This is a genomic window from Chlamydiota bacterium (genome assembly GCA_016178055.1).
In the GTDB taxonomy this organism is placed as follows: domain Bacteria; phylum Auribacterota; class JACPWU01; order JACPWU01; family JACPWU01; genus JACOUC01.
On sequence record JACOUC010000047.1, the window covers coordinates 16,326 to 34,125 of the forward strand.

At 41.2% G+C, this 17,800-nt stretch carries 18 protein-coding genes; 5 read left to right on the forward strand and 13 right to left on the reverse strand.

Annotated features, from left to right (window positions below):
- Positions 1-66: 66 nt before the first annotated feature.
- The 5 genes from HYS07_07275 to HYS07_07295 form a co-directional block, all read right to left on the reverse strand.
- Entirely contained in the window at positions 67-786 is a 720-nt protein-coding gene (locus tag HYS07_07275) for a glycosyltransferase (GenBank protein MBI1870976.1), read from the reverse strand.
- Positions 783-1,877, reverse strand: coding sequence for a DegT/DnrJ/EryC1/StrS family aminotransferase (locus HYS07_07280; protein ID MBI1870977.1), 1,095 nt, complete (start codon positions 1,875-1,877; stop codon positions 783-785). Before HYS07_07280 ends, HYS07_07275 begins: the two co-directional genes overlap by 4 nt.
- 236 nt (positions 1,878-2,113) lie before the next feature.
- A complete protein-coding gene (locus HYS07_07285; protein MBI1870978.1) occupies positions 2,114-3,820 on the reverse strand; it encodes a GAF domain-containing protein in 1,707 nt (568 codons plus the stop codon).
- A gap of 156 nt (positions 3,821-3,976) precedes the next feature.
- Positions 3,977-4,483 carry a peptide deformylase gene (gene def, locus HYS07_07290; GenBank protein ID MBI1870979.1) on the reverse strand — a complete coding sequence of 169 codons (507 nt, stop codon included), beginning with the start codon at positions 4,481-4,483 and terminating at the stop codon, positions 3,977-3,979.
- A 163-nt stretch (positions 4,484-4,646) separates the two neighbouring features.
- Entirely contained in the window at positions 4,647-5,195 is a 549-nt protein-coding gene (locus tag HYS07_07295) for an ACT domain-containing protein (protein ID MBI1870980.1), read from the reverse strand.
- Between the two features lie 117 nt (positions 5,196-5,312).
- Here HYS07_07295 and HYS07_07300 point away from each other — a divergent pair, with 117 nt between their 5' ends.
- Positions 5,313-5,663: a 4a-hydroxytetrahydrobiopterin dehydratase gene (locus HYS07_07300; protein MBI1870981.1), complete on the forward strand. Its 351-nt coding sequence runs from the start codon at positions 5,313-5,315 to the stop codon at positions 5,661-5,663.
- Positions 5,664-5,688: 25 nt separating this feature from the next.
- Here the strand turns inward: HYS07_07300 and HYS07_07305 are convergent, their stop codons facing one another.
- Complete coding sequence (locus HYS07_07305; protein ID MBI1870982.1) at positions 5,689-5,967, reverse strand: hypothetical protein; 279 nt, start codon at positions 5,965-5,967, stop codon at positions 5,689-5,691.
- 23 nt (positions 5,968-5,990) lie between these two features.
- Positions 5,991-7,721, reverse strand: a complete 1,731-nt coding sequence (polX, locus tag HYS07_07310) for a DNA polymerase/3'-5' exonuclease PolX (GenBank protein ID MBI1870983.1) — start codon at positions 7,719-7,721, stop codon at positions 5,991-5,993.
- A 264-nt stretch (positions 7,722-7,985) separates the two neighbouring features.
- Here polX and HYS07_07315 point away from each other — a divergent pair, with 264 nt between their 5' ends.
- Positions 7,986-8,363: a hypothetical protein gene (locus HYS07_07315; protein MBI1870984.1), complete on the forward strand. Its 378-nt coding sequence runs from the start codon at positions 7,986-7,988 to the stop codon at positions 8,361-8,363.
- 190 nt (positions 8,364-8,553) lie between these two features.
- Here the strand turns inward: HYS07_07315 and nadA are convergent, their stop codons facing one another.
- On the reverse strand, positions 8,554-9,480 hold the full coding sequence (nadA, locus tag HYS07_07320) for a quinolinate synthase NadA (GenBank protein MBI1870985.1): 927 nt from the start codon (positions 9,478-9,480) through the stop codon (positions 8,554-8,556).
- A gap of 114 nt (positions 9,481-9,594) precedes the next feature.
- Here nadA and hpnC point away from each other — a divergent pair, with 114 nt between their 5' ends.
- From hpnC to HYS07_07335, 3 genes are all read left to right on the forward strand, one after another.
- Positions 9,595-10,524, forward strand: a complete 930-nt coding sequence (gene hpnC, locus HYS07_07325) for a squalene synthase HpnC (protein MBI1870986.1) — start codon at positions 9,595-9,597, stop codon at positions 10,522-10,524.
- A gap of 198 nt (positions 10,525-10,722) precedes the next feature.
- Complete coding sequence (locus HYS07_07330) at positions 10,723-11,559, forward strand: squalene/phytoene synthase family protein (GenBank protein MBI1870987.1); 837 nt, start codon at positions 10,723-10,725, stop codon at positions 11,557-11,559.
- A 3-nt stretch (positions 11,560-11,562) separates the two neighbouring features.
- The gene (locus HYS07_07335; GenBank protein MBI1870988.1) at positions 11,563-12,903 is read left to right on the forward strand and encodes an FAD-dependent oxidoreductase; all 1,341 of its coding nucleotides are present in this window, start codon (positions 11,563-11,565) and stop codon (positions 12,901-12,903) included.
- Between the two features lie 117 nt (positions 12,904-13,020).
- Here HYS07_07335 and HYS07_07340 read toward each other — a convergent pair whose 3' ends face one another.
- The 5 genes from HYS07_07340 to HYS07_07360 all read right to left on the reverse strand — a co-directional run bounded on the left by HYS07_07340 (position 13,021) and on the right by HYS07_07360 (position 17,795).
- Positions 13,021-13,764, reverse strand: coding sequence for a hypothetical protein (locus HYS07_07340; protein ID MBI1870989.1), 744 nt, complete (start codon positions 13,762-13,764; stop codon positions 13,021-13,023).
- A gap of 76 nt (positions 13,765-13,840) precedes the next feature.
- Positions 13,841-15,796 (reverse strand): squalene--hopene cyclase, encoded by a 1,956-nt coding sequence (gene shc / locus HYS07_07345; protein ID MBI1870990.1) that lies wholly within the window; start codon positions 15,794-15,796, stop codon positions 13,841-13,843.
- A 220-nt stretch (positions 15,797-16,016) separates the two neighbouring features.
- A complete protein-coding gene (locus tag HYS07_07350; GenBank protein ID MBI1870991.1) occupies positions 16,017-17,012 on the reverse strand; it encodes an NAD-dependent epimerase/dehydratase family protein in 996 nt (331 codons plus the stop codon).
- A gap of 14 nt (positions 17,013-17,026) precedes the next feature.
- Positions 17,027-17,464 (reverse strand): putative toxin-antitoxin system toxin component, PIN family, encoded by a 438-nt coding sequence (locus HYS07_07355; protein ID MBI1870992.1) that lies wholly within the window; start codon positions 17,462-17,464, stop codon positions 17,027-17,029.
- A gap of 13 nt (positions 17,465-17,477) precedes the next feature.
- On the reverse strand, positions 17,478-17,795 hold the full coding sequence (locus HYS07_07360) for an excisionase family DNA-binding protein (GenBank protein MBI1870993.1): 318 nt from the start codon (positions 17,793-17,795) through the stop codon (positions 17,478-17,480).
- Positions 17,796-17,800: the final 5 nt, after the last annotated feature.

Genomic DNA, 17,800 nt, shown 5'->3' on the forward strand with positions numbered 1-17,800 from the left:
CCTATTTTCAGAGTTAATTCCCCCCGCACTTCTCATTGACAATCACAGCTTCATTTCTTACTTATCTTATTTTATAAAAAGTCTGGCTTTGATCGCAGCTCGAAAATATTGGCAGGCATGTTTGAAAAATTTTGTCTTTGAATGCCCTCCTAAACGCCGAGGGTAATGAACGGGAATTTCAAGAACCGACCAGCCCTTTTTTTTGGCTGTCTGATGAAACCGAATCGCAAAGTCACCATACCCTGTAAATATTGTTTCGAGCTCTAACGAGAGAAGATCACTTCTCCTGACCAGTAAAAATCCACTTAAAATATCGGTGACTCGAAGGCCCAAAATTTTCCGACAGATAAAATTGAAAAAACGACTTCCTAAATAGCGCAGAGGGGCCTTTTCCATCCCCCCTCCACGGATAAATCGAGAGCCATTGACCACTTGAGCCCGCTCAAGTGAAGCAAGAAAGCGCGGAATATCCAAAGGGGAATGGTTAAAATCCGTATCCATCATTAAAATAAGGTTTTTTGATGAAGCAAGAATCCCTTCCTTGACAGAAGCCCCTAAACTGGGAGTTTCTTTACGTTGAATAACCTTCACAAAAGGTTTTTCTGCAAAAGATTTTTTGACAGCTTGAGCGGTTCCATCTGGACTTGAATCATCGACCACAATAATTTCTAAATCTAAAACCATTGAGGAAAGAACCTCTATAATCTTTTGAATCAATCGAGCGATTGTTTCACGCTCATTATAAGTCGGCAAAATAATTGAAAGACCTTCTTTCATCATGCTCAAAGGATTTGAATCTCCTGAATGGTTTGAACCACGTATTCAATATCTTCGCGAGTCAAACGGGTTGATGAGGGAAGATTAAGACCCTTACGTGATAAATCCTCCGCTATCGGGAAAGACTCTTTCGCCCGATAAAGAGGAAGCTCATGCATCGGAACAAAAAAAGGACGGGTATCTACCCCTCGTTCTTTCAACGCTTGAATCAGCTCGTCGCGACTCATTCCAAATTCTCTCTCAACAAGAATACTGATCATCCAGTATACAGGCTGAGCCCATTTTTCCTGAGGGAAAAGTGTGATCCCCCGAATATTTTGAAGGAGTTCTCTATAAATCCTAGCATTTTCTTTTCGAACTTGAAGAAATTTTTCAATTTTTTCTAATTGGGCAACGCCCACCGCCGCTTGAAGATTGGTTAAACGATAATTGTATCCCATTTCAGAGTGCCAGTACCGCCGCTTAGAATCCATCGCATGATCTCTTAAAAGCCGCATATGCTGGTCTAATCTAGCATCCCGGGTTACCACCATGCCGCCTTCTCCCGTCGTAATCACCTTGTTTCCATAGAAACTAAAGCATCCCAAAACACTCAAGGATCCAACCCTTTTCCCTTCATAAAATGCACCATGGGCCTCAGCAGCATCTTCAATAATAGGAATCCCCTTTGATTTTGCCAAATCCAAAATAGGAGTCATCCGTGCTGGATGCCCGTAAAGATGAACCACAATGATTGCCTTGGTTCGAGAGGAAAGCTTGGATTTAATCTTTTCTGGATCCATATTCCAAGTGATTAATTCCGAATCCACAAAGACGGGATTCGCCCCTACATAGCGAATCGCATTGGCGGTCGCAACAAAAGTAAGGGTCGGGCAAATGACCTCATCGCCTGGTCCTACTCCAAGGGCCAGAAGTGACAAGTGAAGTGCAACCGTTCCATTCGAACAAGAAACACCAAAAGGAGTGTCACAAAATCGGCTAAACCCTTCCTCAAATTGATTCACATAGGAACCGATTGAAGAAATCCATCCAGATTGAATACAGTCCGTTACCTTCTCAAGTTCTTCTTTTCCTAAATCAGGCTCTGCCACTGGAATCATTTTTTTAACCGTATTCATAGCGCAAAATCCTATCAAATTTATTGCCATTCAGATATGAAAATGAGTCCACGGTCAACAGTCCACGGTCCATAGAAATAAATGCTTCCTTTAAAACTATCGACTGTTGACTGCCCGCCTTGCCCGACTTTGCTCGTCAGGGCGAGTCGCCGCCTTTGGCGAGCCTCGCCCTTTGGCGGGAGGCTGGGTCGACTATGGACTCTTTTCATCCACCCATTTCAAGCCGCCCTTGACGAAAGTTCAAAAGTGAATGTGCTTCCTTCTCCTACCTCACTTTGAACAGAGATCCGTCCGGAGTGGCTTTCCACAATCCTTTGAACAATGGCCAGCCCCAGTCCTGTTCCTCCTCGCCTTGCCGTAAAAAAAGGTTGAAAAAGTTTATTGATATATTCCGGGGGAATACCCACACCTGTATCTTGAAATTGAATTCGTATTTTATCTTCCACTTGATGAATCGAAACCGTTAAAGTCCCACCCCTAGGCATCGCCTGAATCGCATTCAGAACAATATTTAAAAAAGCTTGAGAAATAAGCGCCCGATCGACCTGGACTTTATCAACCTCTTTTGCAAAGTGCGTCTCTACTTTAATGCGTTGCTGAGCTAAACGAAATCTTAAAAAAGCAAGGGTTTCATCCAAACAAATTCTTAAATCCGTCTGTTCCAAAAACATTTCTCCGGGCCGCCCTATCGAAAGCGCTTGATCGACAATCCTTTCCATATGACGAATTTTTTCACCTACAACCTCAATATCCTTTCGAAGGATGGGAGAAACACTTCCTTCCGTATTATTTTGTATCGATTGAATCAACATCTTGATCACCGTCAGGGGATTTCGAATTTCATGAGCAATTTCAGCGGCCACCTCACCTAAAATCGCGAGCCTTTCCTGCTGCCTTAAATGTTCCTCCGCTTGAATCGTATGACCGTAAAGCCTTGCATTTTCAATGGCCATGGCCGCTAGACTCGCCAAAGCAGACAAAACATCAACCTCCTCCTGGCTATAATGACGTAACTGACTGCTATAGACATTCAAAATTCCGATCACTTTCCTTTGAAAAATCATCGGGACAGAAAGGAGCGAACACAAACCCTCTTCCTGGGCTATTTCTGGATATCGATAAACACTACTGCTCTTCACATCAAAGACTTGAAGGTCTTGACGCTTGAGAACCACTTGTCCCAACAAACTTTGCCGAACGGGTAAATTGGGTTTTCGAATATAGCGTTCGGACCCTCCATACACACTTCGAATGACCAATTCTTCTTTTTTTTCATCGAGCAACATTAAGGAACAAATTTTGGTCTCGGTTAATTTAGCTGCTTCCTCTGTCACCCTGTTTAAAACTTCTTCTATCTCAATACTTGAAATAATGGTCTGTCCCATATTAAAAAGAGAAGAAAGCTTCTGAGCCTGCTTGAGGGTATCTGAAAAGAGTCTCACATTTTGAATCATCTGTGCTGAATGCGCAGCCAAATTAGATAAAAGCTCCAAATCCATTCGAGTAAATGCATTTTGGCGAGTACTATTTACATTAATAACTCCAATCACCTTTGCTTTAAGAACCAGAGGAACAGCCAGCTCTGAACGAATCTTCTTATCAACTTGGACGTATTTAGGCTCCCTCTTGACATCTGACACCAAAAGCGGACGCCCGATCTTGGCCACCCAGCCCGTAACCCCCTCTCCCACCTTTAAACCCAAGGAACGAATCTTATTTCGGCTGATATTCTGAGCAACCTCCACCTTCAAAAAACGCGTCTTGGGTTCAATTAAAAGAATTGAACCACTGGTCGCTTTCATCATCCTCACCGTTTCCTTCAAAAGGGATTTCAAAACCTTTCTCGGTTCTTGAGTGGACGTAATAATACGGTTAATCCCATAAAGCCATTTTAATTTTTGTAATTCACGTGTTTTTTTAGGCATATTATTAAAATCCCTAACATACTTATTTCTAGAGACCTCTCAAAAAGGTCCCAGAGCGAAGAGCGCCGGCAAGCGACTGCGCAGGCGTACTTTTTGTCGTACGCCGACAAAGAAGCGCAGCGGGAAACGTTGTCAGATGGGCCTTTTTCAGAGGTCTTAATGTAAAAAACTCTTTCTTCGAAAAATATCTGTTTTAAGGGATGAAACCCGATCCAAAAATAAAAGCCCCTCTAAATGATCCACCTCATGCTGAAAAACAATGGCCTCAAAACCTTCTGCCTGAATCTCGATTTTCTCTCCTTGAGGAGTGAGGCCTTCAACCAAAACTTCCTGATATCTCAAAACATTTCCGGTGTAATCCGTCACACTTAAACATCCTTCTCGACTTACTTGAGGAAGATGTTTCTCAAGAATCTTTGGATTTAAAAGAACCTGAAGCCCATGTCCTTTGACGGGTTTACGATAACGACGAACATCAACAACAATGACCTGAACAAGACGTCCTACCTGAGAAGCCGCAAGGCCCACACAACCTGGATAATACTCCATCGTCTCAACTAAGTCATGAATCAAAGGGCCCCAATGATGAAAAGGGGGTAATACAGGAAGAGATTTCTGGTTAAGAACTGGATCAGGTAAGTGAAGAACCGGAAGAATAGCCATAACTATGAAGTGAAACCTCGTAAAACTATTATTTTTAGAGACCTCTCAAAAAGGTCCCAGAGCGAAGAGCGCCCGCAAGCGACTGCGGAGGCGTACTTTTTCCCGTACGCCGCACAAAGGAGCGTAGCGGGAAACGTTGTCAGATGGGCCTTTTTGAGAGGTCTCATAAAGTGAGAGTTTCAATGGGATGAAGGGTTATCTTAATAGAAAGATTTTTACCTAATACTTCTAAATCTTTTTTGAGAGAGTCTTGATCTAATCCTGACGGAAGTTCGACCTCAAGCACCATCATATAGAGAGAGGCACCTTTCTCATCAACCCTTTTCGTATTGACATCGGTAATATTGACGTTCTTTTCAGCCAAAAGATGTGTCACCTTATAAACAATCCCAGGCTGATCCGCCCCATAAACACTGATCATATGAGAGGGAAGAGATACAGAACTCTTTTCTAAAATCATTCTTTTTAAAACGACCTCTAAACCCAGAGTCTTTCTTACTTTATCAAAATGCTTATCTAATAAACTAAGATCGAGTTCTGGAGGCATCTCTACAACCAGAATCATTGCAAACTCGCCTTCTAAAAGGGTCATACTTGAATCCTCGAGATTACAACCCGCCTCAAAAAGGACTTGAGTCACCCCGGCCACAATTCCGCATCTGTCATTTCCAATGGCTGTAATCACCAAACTATTTTGCCGTGTCTTCATCAAAAAACTCTCCATCAATAGATTGAATATTTATTCTCTTTAAAGTTACCTCTTATCCCTGATCACTTACAACTTATTTTTTAGCACGAAAATTTAAAAAACACGATATACTAGCTTTATATGAGTGATACCCAAAAGTTAACCCAAAAAAAATGCCAACCTTGTAGTGGCCAAACGCCTCTTTTATCCCCTGAACAGGTTAGAATTTATTTCTCTCAACTTTCAGGATGGGAAATGACCTCTGATGGAAAAGGACTCATCAAAAATCTTAAAGCGAAAGATTTTCAAACTGTTTTAACCCTCGTCAACAAAATGGGTGCTTGTGCTGAGGAAGAAAATCATCATCCCAATCTTTATATCCATCATTACCGGAACCTCAGAATCGAACTTTCGACACATGCCATTGATGGCCTCTCAGAAAATGATTTCATCCTGGCCGCTAAAATCGACAAAATCATAGCATCAATTTAAAAAGTGTCTTTTAACGAAATACGAATTACGAACGACGAACACCGGTTTTTAACGAATGCCACTTCTTAAAAGCCTTTGGATCAAATTTCGAGATTTCTCCATGCAATGTCCAAGACAAAAAAATGACCAGTGTTGCATAGGAAAGTTCTCCTCGATGGGAATAATACATCTCGGCCATCATTCCCAATTTCTCATAAGATTTTTGCAGGGTTTCTAGCTGATCAATCTCTTTTTGACCTGATCCATAGAGTTCCAACACTTCTTTACAGCGATAGGGAAGGTTTTCCATAAGTCCCATTTTCATTTTTCACTTTTAACTTTTCACTTTTAATTATTTCTCCGCTTCTTTAAAAATTGCTCTATTTTTTTAACCGCCATTGTATTCACCACATCCTTGGCCTCAAGCCAACCTTTACGGGCAATTCCTACTCCCAAAGAAATCACATTCAATCCTTCTACACTATGAGCATCGGGATGAATACTCATCTTGACCCCCTTTGACTTTGCATAAGGACAAAGACGCCAATCTAAATCAAATCGATAAGGACTTGCATTCAGCTCCATCGCAACGCCTAAATCATGGGCAGCATCAATCACTTCATGTAAATTAACCGCATAGGGCTCTCGTTCCAAAATGAGTCTTCCCGTCGGATGCCCTAGAAAGGTCACATATGGATTTTCCATGGCCTTAATGATTCTTTGGGTCATCTCCTTCTGGGACATTCCAAACCGGCTATGAACGGATGCAATGATAAAATCAAATCGGGGCCATATTGTTTCATCATAATCGACAGATCCATCGGCCAAAATATCCGCCTCAATCCCTTTAAAAATCTGAATTTCCTTAAATTCCTCTCCTAACTCATCTAGCTCTTCCTGCTGCTTCTTAACTTGATCTTCTTTAAGACCCTTTGCATAAAAAGCCGCTTGGCTATGGTCTGAAATACCTACATATTCATAGCCTAAATTTACACAAGCTTGAATCATGTCTCTCAAAGACGCATTTCCATCACTCCAAACACTATGAACATGAAAAACTCCCTTAATATCTTTTGCAGAGATTAATTTTGGAATTCTCCCCTGTTCAGAGGCTTCAATCTCCCCCTGATTTTCACGAAGTTCGGGTGGAATATAAGTTAATTTCAACGCCTCAAAAATTTCTTCTTCGTTTTTGCATTGAATGAGGGCTTCATCTTCCCTAAAAAGCCCATATTCATTGAGTTTAAGTCCCATCTTTTTAGCGCGACTCCTCACCGAGGTATTGTGCTCCCGACTCCCTGTAAAATGATGCAGGGCATAGGGAAATTCAGCATCTTTCACCACACGCAAATCAACATTGATACCAGATTTAAGAAGTACACTTGATTTTGTAATCCCTTTTGCAACAATCTGATTGACTTGAGAAAAACTTGTAAAAGAATCCATCAATCCATCGGCATCTTTTTCATGGGCACTGACCAAGATGTCAATATCTTTAATGATTTCTTTATGTCGGCGCAAACTCCCTGCAATGCTCGAACGAATGATTCGTTTATCTTCTTTTAAAGCATTAAAAATGATTTGGGCTTGGGCATAGGCAACATCAAAACGATGACGCGATTCATTTTTTCTAACAAATTCAATTCCCTGAAGAATTCTTTCTTCGGTCTTTTCTCCAAAACCTTCAAGCTCCCTTAATTGATGATCATGACAGGCCTTTTCTAATTGATTCATATCCGTCAATTTTAACTTTTGATAAATCGTTTGAATCCTCTTAGGACCTAGACCTGGAATCATCAGCATTTCAAACAATCCTGAAGGAATTGATTTCTTGAGCTCCTCATAATAGGAGAGATGTCCTGTCCTTACCAATTCAGTAATTTTTTGGGAAAGGGCTTCTCCGATTCCTTTGAGCTCGCTTAATTTCCCTTCTTGAACCAGGGAGGTCAAATCACCTTCCCATCCTTCAATCACCCGAGCAGCATTGGCATAGGCCCTCGCCTTAAAAGGATTCTCTCCCTTCAATTCGAGAAGAACTCCAATTTCTTTCAAAATTTCACTCACTTTTTGCTTATCCATAGATTTTCTCATTTTATAATAATTATTCTATATTGTCTCTTGGGAAAAGGGCTTATTTCTCTTGTTAAAGAATTCCCCTGTTTTAAATTGGCTGCTACAGGTTCGGTCGGGCTAACAGATGAGTCACCTAACTGGGGATTTAGGGTGGTCATGAGCCGGACGTTTGAACTTACTTCATTTACAAAGGAAAAATAGATGTTAGAATGAACGATTATTTGTCTCAATTATCGTCATAACGAAAAAAATAAAACTGAAAGGAATTTTATGAAAAAAATCCAACTCACAGGTATTGCAGTTTTGTCATTGTGTCTTCTTCATTCTGTTGCTTGGGCTGAAGAAGAAGGGACAGAAAAAAGCGAAAAATCCGAAACCCAGCAAAATGTAACCAAGGTTGTCACTTATCCTGTCAACGTCGTTCGGGAAACAGGAAAAGTTGCACTGGGGGTTGGAGAAAAGGTTCTCAACACAGCTGCTGATACCGCACAAACCACTGGACAAGTCTTGACGGGAGATGTCAAACAAGCTCCCAATATTGTGATGACCCCTGTTAAAGATACCGCTGAAGGTTTGGTCGCAACAGCAACGGCAACCGCGTCTATCCCTTTAGAGGCAGCAAAAGATTCTGAGGAAGCAGCAAAGTAATTGAAAAACAGGTGATTGGTTATTGGTGATCGAATACCGAAAACCTATGACCGATCACTTGAACGGGCTGCTCAAAAAGGTCCCAGAGCTAAGAGCGTACACGAGTGAGCGCGCAGACGTACTTTTTCTCGTACGTCGCACAAAGGAATGAAGTGCGCAACTTTAGAATTTGGCCTTTTCCAGCAGCCCGCTAGACAATAGATAACATTCTCTCGATGGGAAGTCTAGCTTGATCCGCTAAGATCTTCGGAACCTTAACTTCATATTGAAGTTTTTCAAGCGAATCTGCAATTTTCTCTAGCGTGTTTCGTTTCATGTGTTCACAAATTGCATTTTTCGCAGCCGGATAAAAGATTTTTTCAGGATTATCTTTTTGTAGGCGATGGAGAATCCCTACTTCTGTTGCAATGATAAATTCTTGAGCCTGAGATTCCTTGACATAATTAACCATTCCTTCCGTTGAAAGAATTCGGTCTGCAAGGTGCATTGAACCCGTCATACAGCCACATTCAGGATGCATTAAAAATTCAGCCTTAGGGTGTTCCTCCCTCAATTTCTGAATTTCTTCTGACCTGATCCTCACATGAATGGTGCAATAACCTGGCCAAAGATGGATTAATCGACCCGTCTTGGCCTGAACATATCGACCCAGAAAATAATCTGGAATAAAAAGAATTTCCTTATCTTCTGGAATGGATTGAACAATCTTAACGGCATTGGTGGAAGTACAGCAATAATCACTTAAGGCCTTCACCTCAGCCGAGGTATTAACATAAGCAACCACAACCCCCTCGGGATGCTCTTCTTTCCATTTTCTAAGAGCCTGGGGATCCACCATATTCGCAAGCGAACACCCCGCCTCCAAATCTGGAACAAGCACCAATTTATTGGGACAAAGAACGCTGGCGGTCTCCGCCATAAAATGAACGCCGCTAAAGAGAATAATATCGGCAGAAGTTTTAGCTGCATATTGTGCCAATTTCAAAGAATCTGCGCATAAATCGGCAATATCTTGAATCTCGCCTACTTGATAGTTATGCGCTAAAATAATGGCATTACGCTCTTTCTTTAAGGAAAGAATCTCCCCTTCAATTGTTGCATAAAGAGCTTTTGCCATACAAACCACCTCCTTAAATTCCGGCGAGTCAACACTCACCCCAACACCCGTTCACCCGCCTGCAAGCGTTATGATAGTGCATTCCTTTTTAAATTGCTATAAAATTGTATCCTAATGAACCCGTCCCCTATTTTCTTAAACACGTCTTTGGGCGTTGATGATTCTCATAAAACCTTCAGTCTCGATGAGGCCTTTCAGTACTGCGAAAAAATGGCCCGTTCCCACTATGAAAATTTTACCGTCGGGTCCTATCTCATTCCCAAAAAAATGCGCCCTCATCTCTATGCCATTTATGCCTTTTGCCGATGGTCTGATGATTTAGGGGATGAGATCTCAGATTCCCAAAAATCCTTTGAACTTTTGGATCTGTGGTCTCAAGAACTAAGGACCTGCCTGGGAGGGAAGCCACAACATCCTGTGATGATCGCTCTTCAGGAAACCATGACTCAACATCACCTCCCCATTGAACCCTTTCAAGATTTGATCAAGGCATTCAAAATGGATCAAGTGGTCCATCGCTATAAAAATCTTGAGGAACTTCTTTATTACTGTCGTTATTCTGCCAATCCTGTTGGAAGAATTTTTCTCATGCTCTTTGGTTATCGAGATGAAGAGCGCTTCGCACTTTCAGACGCAACATGTACAGCTCTTCAACTTGCCAATTTTTGGCAGGATGTCGCCGTGGATCTTTCCAAAGGACGGATTTATATCCCACTGGAAGACATGTATCACTTTAGTTATTCTGAGAAAGAATGTCTCGAAAAAAAATTTAATCCTTCGTTTGTCGAACTCATGAAATTTGAGATTGAAAGGACTCGCAAACTTTTTTCTCAGGGATTGCCACTCGTTACAAAAATTAAAGGCCGCCTTCAACTCGATATCGAGCTTTTTAGTCGAGGAGGACTTGAAATTTTAAAAGGGATCGAAAAAAACAACTATAACGTTTTCCAAAATCGACCCGTCTTATCCAAACATCATAAAATCCGATTAGGGATGAGTACCACTTTACACTTTTTGAAAAGAAATTTTTTCGTAACAATTTAGCTGCCATACTCCCTCGAGGGAACTGAGGCGGTTTTTGATGGGGCGTTGAAGTCGTTCACGAGCATGGTACCTCGACGAATAGTCGAGGTGAGTGAACGACTTCGCCGAGCTCGTTGCGATCGCTGGTCGGAACGAGCGTCCCCGACAAAAACTACCTCGGTTCCCGGGGCTAAATTATTAAATTTGTTCTCTTAAAATATGAATATTGCAGAGTCTTATCGTTACTGTTCTTCTATGGCCCGATCTCAAGCAAAGAATTTTTACACTTCTTTTCTCTTTCTACCTCGTGAAAAAAGAAACGCCATCTCTTCTGTTTATGCCTTTATGAGGGCCTGTGATGACATTACAGACAATGGTCAATCGAACGAATTTAGGAAAAAATCTCTTCATCAATGGAAAGAAAAAGTGAAAAAATTTCTTGAGGAAGGAGACTTAAACCATCCTATTTTTCCTAGCCTTCAGGATACAATCCATCAATTTAAAATTCCTCATTCTTATTTTTATGAAATTCTGGAAGGAGTTCAAATGGATCTTGAACCCATTCGATTCTCACGATTTACAGAGCTTTATCCCTATTGTTACAAGGTGGCATCCGTCGTGGGACTCATTTGCCTCTATATTTTTAGATTTAAAGAAGCCTCTACCCTCGAGCACGGTGAAGCCTGTGGCATTGCCTTTCAGCTCACAAATATTTTACGAGATTTGAAAGAAGATGCCGAAATGGGTCGCATTTATCTTCCCCAAGAAGATATGACAAAATTTAAATACAGTGAAAATGATTTAATCCATTTTAAGATCAATGAAAATTTTATAGCGTTGATGAAGTTTGAATCTGAGCGGGCTGAAAGTTTTTATCAAAAAGCGGCTGTCCTTCCAGAAAGAATTGATCCGGATAGCCAACGAGCGATCAAAGTGATGATTGGAATTTATCATGGCATCCTCAAAAAAATACAGGCGAAGAACTATGATGTTCTTTCAGAAAGAATTCGCTTAAGTTTTTGGGAGAAGGTAAAAATTGTTATTTCAAATCTTTAAAAAATGAATCCAACTCAAACAGTTACCGTGATTGGAGGAGGTCTTTCAGGACTATCTACAGCTACCCGTTTGGCTGAAAAAGGCCTCCGTGTAAGCGTTTTCGAAAAGAGAAATACGCTGGGGGGAAGGGCGTCTTCAACCTGGGATCCCGAAACCCATGAGCTGATCGATAATTGCCAGCATGTTCTTTTGTCCTCCTCTACTCAGCTTATTGATTTTTACAGGCGCCTACAAATAGAATCCAAAATTACTTTTCACGACGAATTTCTTTTTATTGAGCCCGGCGGACAAACATCCAAACTCACCCCATCAAAATGGCCTTTTCCTTTTCATCTCCTTCCTTCTTTTTTTAACTTAAAATTTTTAGCACCCAAGGATAAATGGGCTATTTTAAAAGCCCTGATCCTGATGGCCTTCACTTCAAAACGTCAGCTTACTTACCTCCATTCGATTTCATTTTTAGACTGGTTGAAACAGCATCATCAAACGAATCTTGCCATCGAAAGGTTTTGGAGAGTGATTGTCGTCAGCGCTCTTAACGAAGATCTTAAACGCGTTTCAGCTTATTATGCCTTCAAAATTTTTAGAGAAACTTTCCTTAAAAATAAAACAGGACATCAAATGGGCATTCCAAATGTGCCTCTTTCTGAAATTTATTCAAAACCCGTCATTGAATATTTAGAAAGGTGTCATGGAAAGGTTTTTTTTCAGAAAAAAGCGGAAAAAATTAATATTGAAAACAATCGTGTTAAAGAAATCATCTTTAAAGATGGTTCCGTCGTTCAAAGTGATTTTTATGTTTTAGCCTTACCCTTTTATGAGCTGCTTGAGATTTTACCTCGACAAGTGATTGAACAAAATAACCTAGATCCACTTCGCAATTTAGAATCTTCTCCCATCACGGGAATCCATCTCTTTTTTGAGGAACCCATCACTGAGATTGAATCTGCCATGCTACTGGATCGAAAAATCCAATGGGTTTTTAATAAGACTAGAAATTTTAAGAAATGGGTAGGGAAGGGACAATATCTTCAACTCGTGATCAGTGCTTCTCGGGAATTTATTCCCCTGTCAAAAAAAGAAGTTCTGGAGCTAGTCATGAAAGAATTAGAAGAGTTTTTTCCAAAGGCGCGAAAAGTTAAATTAAAAAGAGCGATTGTCTTTAAAGAGCTTTATGCTACCTTTTCTCCGACCCCCCAATGTGATACCTTTCGACCTGAGCAAAAAACAAAAATCGCAAATCTTTGGATGGTTGGAGACTGGACTAAAACAGACTGGCCTGCGACCATGGAAAGTGCGGTCCTCAGCGGAAACCTTGCAGCGGAAGATATGATGAATTTGTAGTCGCCCCATTTATGGGGCCGTGCCCCTTGCATAAATCTGCCCGATGAATCGGGCGACTACAACGACATGGGTGAGAAAATCAAGTGCATATGTCTGTTTAAGATATTTGAATGTCGATCATAAAGTCAGAACCAGCTCCTTCACAACACCCGCCAAGCGTCGCATCGCTCTTCGAGTCGTCAGAACCACTTGAATGAGATAGAAAACTTTCAAGGGGTGTCTCATAAGCTCTTGAAAAATAGCCCTCTTACAAATTGAACCCTCTGAATTAAACCAATGACTGAAATCAATTTTAATATCGTGAGACACCGCATCAGAAATAACCCTTAGATTAAGAAAAGGGATGTTTTTTTTCTTGGCTGAGTCTACGATCCATGCAGATTCCATATCGACAGCAAGCGCTCCAAAGCGCTCCCCCAGCATTTTCTTCTCGGAGGCCTGATCGATGATTTTGAGGGCCGTAACCTGAGGGCCTAAATGTATTTCGGATAAAAATGGATCGATTGAAGAACGAAGACCCTTCCAACATTCTTCAATCGGATACTCAGCCTCAGGTTCAAGCGATGAGGATGTCCCCCAAACAAGAATTTTACTGGAAAGAACGATGTGACCTAATTCAAGACGTGGATCCAGCCCTCCCGTATAGCCACAGGAGAAGATCAGATCAGGCAAAGGATATTGCACAAATTTTTCACAGGCTCGCTCGGTATTTTCTCTCCCCATTCCGGTCACGACCAATCGGATCGAATGAGAAGAAAGCTCACCCTCATAAATCACAGGCTCTGAAGATGACCCCAAGGCCAGTGTTTTAATCAGAGGCTTCGCCTCTTCTTTTAAAGCGCAAAAAATTAAGATACGCATAGGACACTCTAAAAAGAGCTAGAGGCTAGAGGCTAGAAAAAGCTCTGCTTCTTGATTTTCGTCTAGCTTCCAGCCTCTAGCTTCTAGCTGTCTCCTTCAATCTCGCATAATAGGCCAAAGCAAAAAGAGGAAAATAAATTTTATAATATTCATATTTAATATAAAACACCCTCGGAAAGCCTGTCCCTGTGAAAGGAATTTCATCCCATGAACTATCCTTCTTCTGGGTTTTTAAAAGGTAGGTAATCCCCTGCTGAACATTTTGACTGGTTGTATCCCCAGATGCAAATAACCCCATCAAGGCCCATGCCGTTTGACTGGGGGTACTGGGCCCCTTTGCCTTCTGAGATGGATCATCATAAGACAAACAACTCTCTCCCCATCCCCCGTCTTGATTCTGGACGGAGCGTAGCCACTCGGCTGCCTTTTGATAAAGAGGATTTGTCATGTCTTCTCCAATACAATTCAAACCCTTCAAAACCTGCCACGTCCCATAGATATAATTAACCCCCCAGCGCCCATACCAGGAACCATCCGATTCCTGCTCTCCCTTTAAATATTTAATGGCTTTGGCACATTGCGTATTTTTTTTATCCCAACTGAAAGCACTGAACATTTCTAAAACCCGGCCCGTAATATCAGCAGAACTGGGATCCAACATCGCATTATGATCTGCAAAGGGAATTTTTGTAAAAATCATTCGGTCATTGTCCCGGTCAAAAGAACCCCAACCCCCATCTTGATTCTGCATAGACTTTACCCAGAGCAGTCCACGTCTCATGGCTGATTCAATTTCTACAATCAGATCCTGAGGCCAACTTGCCGCTTGATCATGTAATCTCTTCAAGGCTAAAAGAACGATAATCGTATCATCAACATCCGGATAAAATTCATTTTGAAATTCAAAATACCATCCCCCAGGCATTATCTTCGGATTCTTCACTTTCCAATCCCCCGAATGTTTAACCTCTTTATCCAAAAGCCACTGAGCCGCTTTCTTTAAAGAAGGATGCCCCGGATCCATTTTAGATTCTGTTAGGCTGACCAATGAAAGACCGGTATCCCAAACAGGAGAAAAACAAGGTTGAAGCCAAATCATATCTCCTTCAACCACTTCAAGCTCTTCAAGCTGCTGAAGCGCCCGCTTGACTAAGTGATGGTGGCGGTCATATCCCAATACACTTAAAGCAAAAACAGAGTTCACCATGGCAGGATAAATGGCTGCAAGACCATCACTCATTTGAAGACGTTCCAACATCCAGGAAGCTGCTTTTTTAACAACTAACTTTCTAAAAGGTTTAACAGGGCTTTTCTCATACCCTTTAAGAATTTGGTCAATCAACAAAAAGAAATTTTTCCAGTTAAAAATATTCTCTTTTGAAAAATGAATTTTCTTGGGGCGTTTTGCTCCCTCAAAAAGCTCATCAATTCCTCGTCCTGGAAGAACAGGTCTCACAGGTCTTACTGCACTCATAATAGAAAGAGGAATCACAATCGCCCGAGACCAGGAGGAAATTTCATAAATATTAAAATAAAACCAATTCGGGAAAAGAACAATCTCAGGAGGAATCACTGGAACGGCAGACCAGTTATACTCTCCAATCAAAGCCAAATAAATTTTGGTGAAGCTATTACAGGCCTCGACCCCTCCCAATCTTGAAATAGCTTCACGAGCCTTTTTCATAAAAGGTTCATGGGCAGCATACCCAGCTAATTTGAACGCCGCATAGGCCTTGACCGTCGCACTGATGTCTCCAGGCCCATTAGGATAAATATTCCAGCTCCCATCCAGCAATTGATTTTTAAGAATAAAATTTGAGAGTTTTCTGATTTTTTCAGGATTCTGAATTTCCATGAAATGCATCATCAAAATATAATCAGAAGGAAGAGTCGTGTCCGCTTTGAGTTCTGCAACCCAATGCCCTTGAGGATGTTGAAGAGAGAGCAGATGATTCCTGGCAGAATCAATAGCTTGCTCAACTCTCTCTTCCAATGATTTTTCTGATTTTAATTGTAGCGTTTCCAAAGACACAAAAAAAAGCCCTCTGATTTTCTATTGATTGCTCTCACTTTACTCCAATGAGAGGAAGCAAAAGATATCATAAACGAGCGGACCCCTTCAAGTCGGGATTTGAAAGATAGACAATAGACCAGAGACTACAGACCAGAGACAATAGACTAAAGACCACAGACCAAAGACCCTACTATGTACATGGAATACCTTATTAGTCTGTAGTCTGTAGTCTGTAGTCTTAAGAGGAGGCATAACCATTGCTTCGAAACCAGTGAACCGCCTTCTCTAAAGCCTCTTTCACAGAGCCGGTTCGAAACCCTAATTCTCGCATCGCTTTTGATGAATCAAAAAACATCAATTTTTTCGACATTCTCACTCCATCCAAAGGAATGGAGGGAGGGCGGTGACTTACCCAATCAGCATAGGCCGTACTGAGCGCCGCCAAAGACCAAGCGGCCGCATAAGGGATTTTGAATCTAGGAGCAGAAATACCGCTGATACTTGAAAGCATCTCAAAAATTTCTTTTAAGGTTAAATTTTCACAACCCAAAATATACCTTTCTCCAATTTTTCCCTTCTCGGCCGCCAGCAAATGGCCCCGAGCCACATCTTCAACATCAACCAGGTTAAGACCTGTTTCGACATAAGCCTTCATTCTTCCTTTTAAAAAATCGACAATCATTTGACCGGTAGGAGTGGGTTTGATGTCTCGAGTTCCAACTGGAGTGCTTGGATTCACAATCACAATCGGGGCACCCTCGTCGGCTAATTTCTTTACTTTCTCTTCCGCCAAAAATTTTGAGCGCTTGTAGTGAGAAATCATATCTTTCAACGTTACAGGAGTTTCTTCATGGGCAGGAGTTCCATCTTTTAATATTCCTAAAGTTCCAACTGTGCTTGTATAAACAATTTTTTGAACCCCCGCATCCAAGGCTGCCTTAATCAAATGAAGGGTACCGTCTACATTAGAGGCATAAATTTCTTTTGCATGGGGGACCCACAGAGTATATTCAGCCGCCACATGATATAAGGTATTGCAACCTTGAAGGGATTTGGTATAAGTCAAAGGATCTCTCAAATCTCCTTTGACTGATTCCACAGAGAATCCCTTTAAATTTCTCAAATCACTTTTCGGACGAACCAAGGCACGGACCTTTTCCCCTTTCTCGAGAAGTTTTTCAACCACATGACTTCCGACAAACCCCGTTCCTCCAGTCACAAAATTGATCGCCATGTTCGAGCCCCTCATTAGTCATTCGAAAACTTGCTAAAATGAGCTAGTCCAAGTTCACCAAGAAACTGCGTAGCGTTTACAAGCTTAATATTTTCATATTGTTTAAACTCAAATGCCTTTTTATCTCCTGTCACAATAAAATCAGCTTCTGCTGCAACAGCACATTCTAAAAATTTCTTATCGGTTAAATCCTTAATTCCATCGTCTTTCAACCTCTGAGGCTTAATAAGCTTGGCATGTTTTTTTATTGAACTGATTATTGCTTGAATGTCGCTGGAAGAAAATTTCAACTTGGGTTTTCTAAGAACTGTTTCGTATTCGTCGAGGATCGCTTCCGTAACATAGAGTTCAACATTTCCCCTTAAAACGCTCTTAAAAGCCATTCTAGGAAAGCCGAGTCTGGTGAGATGTGCTGACACAATCACATTGGTATCAATAACAATACGGTACAAGAAGTTTTTCCCCCTACTTCTTTTTTTCGCCTCTGCGTACTTCCTTCACAATTTTATTGATCTCATCTTCCGAAATGTCTTCAAGCCCATACTTTTTAGCATGCCTATCAAATTTATTAAAATATAAAGCTTCTTCGGGTAAATCCATAGAAAGACTTAACCATTGATTGATAACGGGTCGATAAAATCGGTATTGTCGTCCAACTTTTCGAGCAGGGATTTCACCTCTTGAAGCCAATCGGTAAATAGTAATGGAACTGACCTCAAGATATTTGGCAACCTCTTCAACATCCATAATGGGATCTTGATCGTTCGCTTTTACAGCCTTCATCCGGT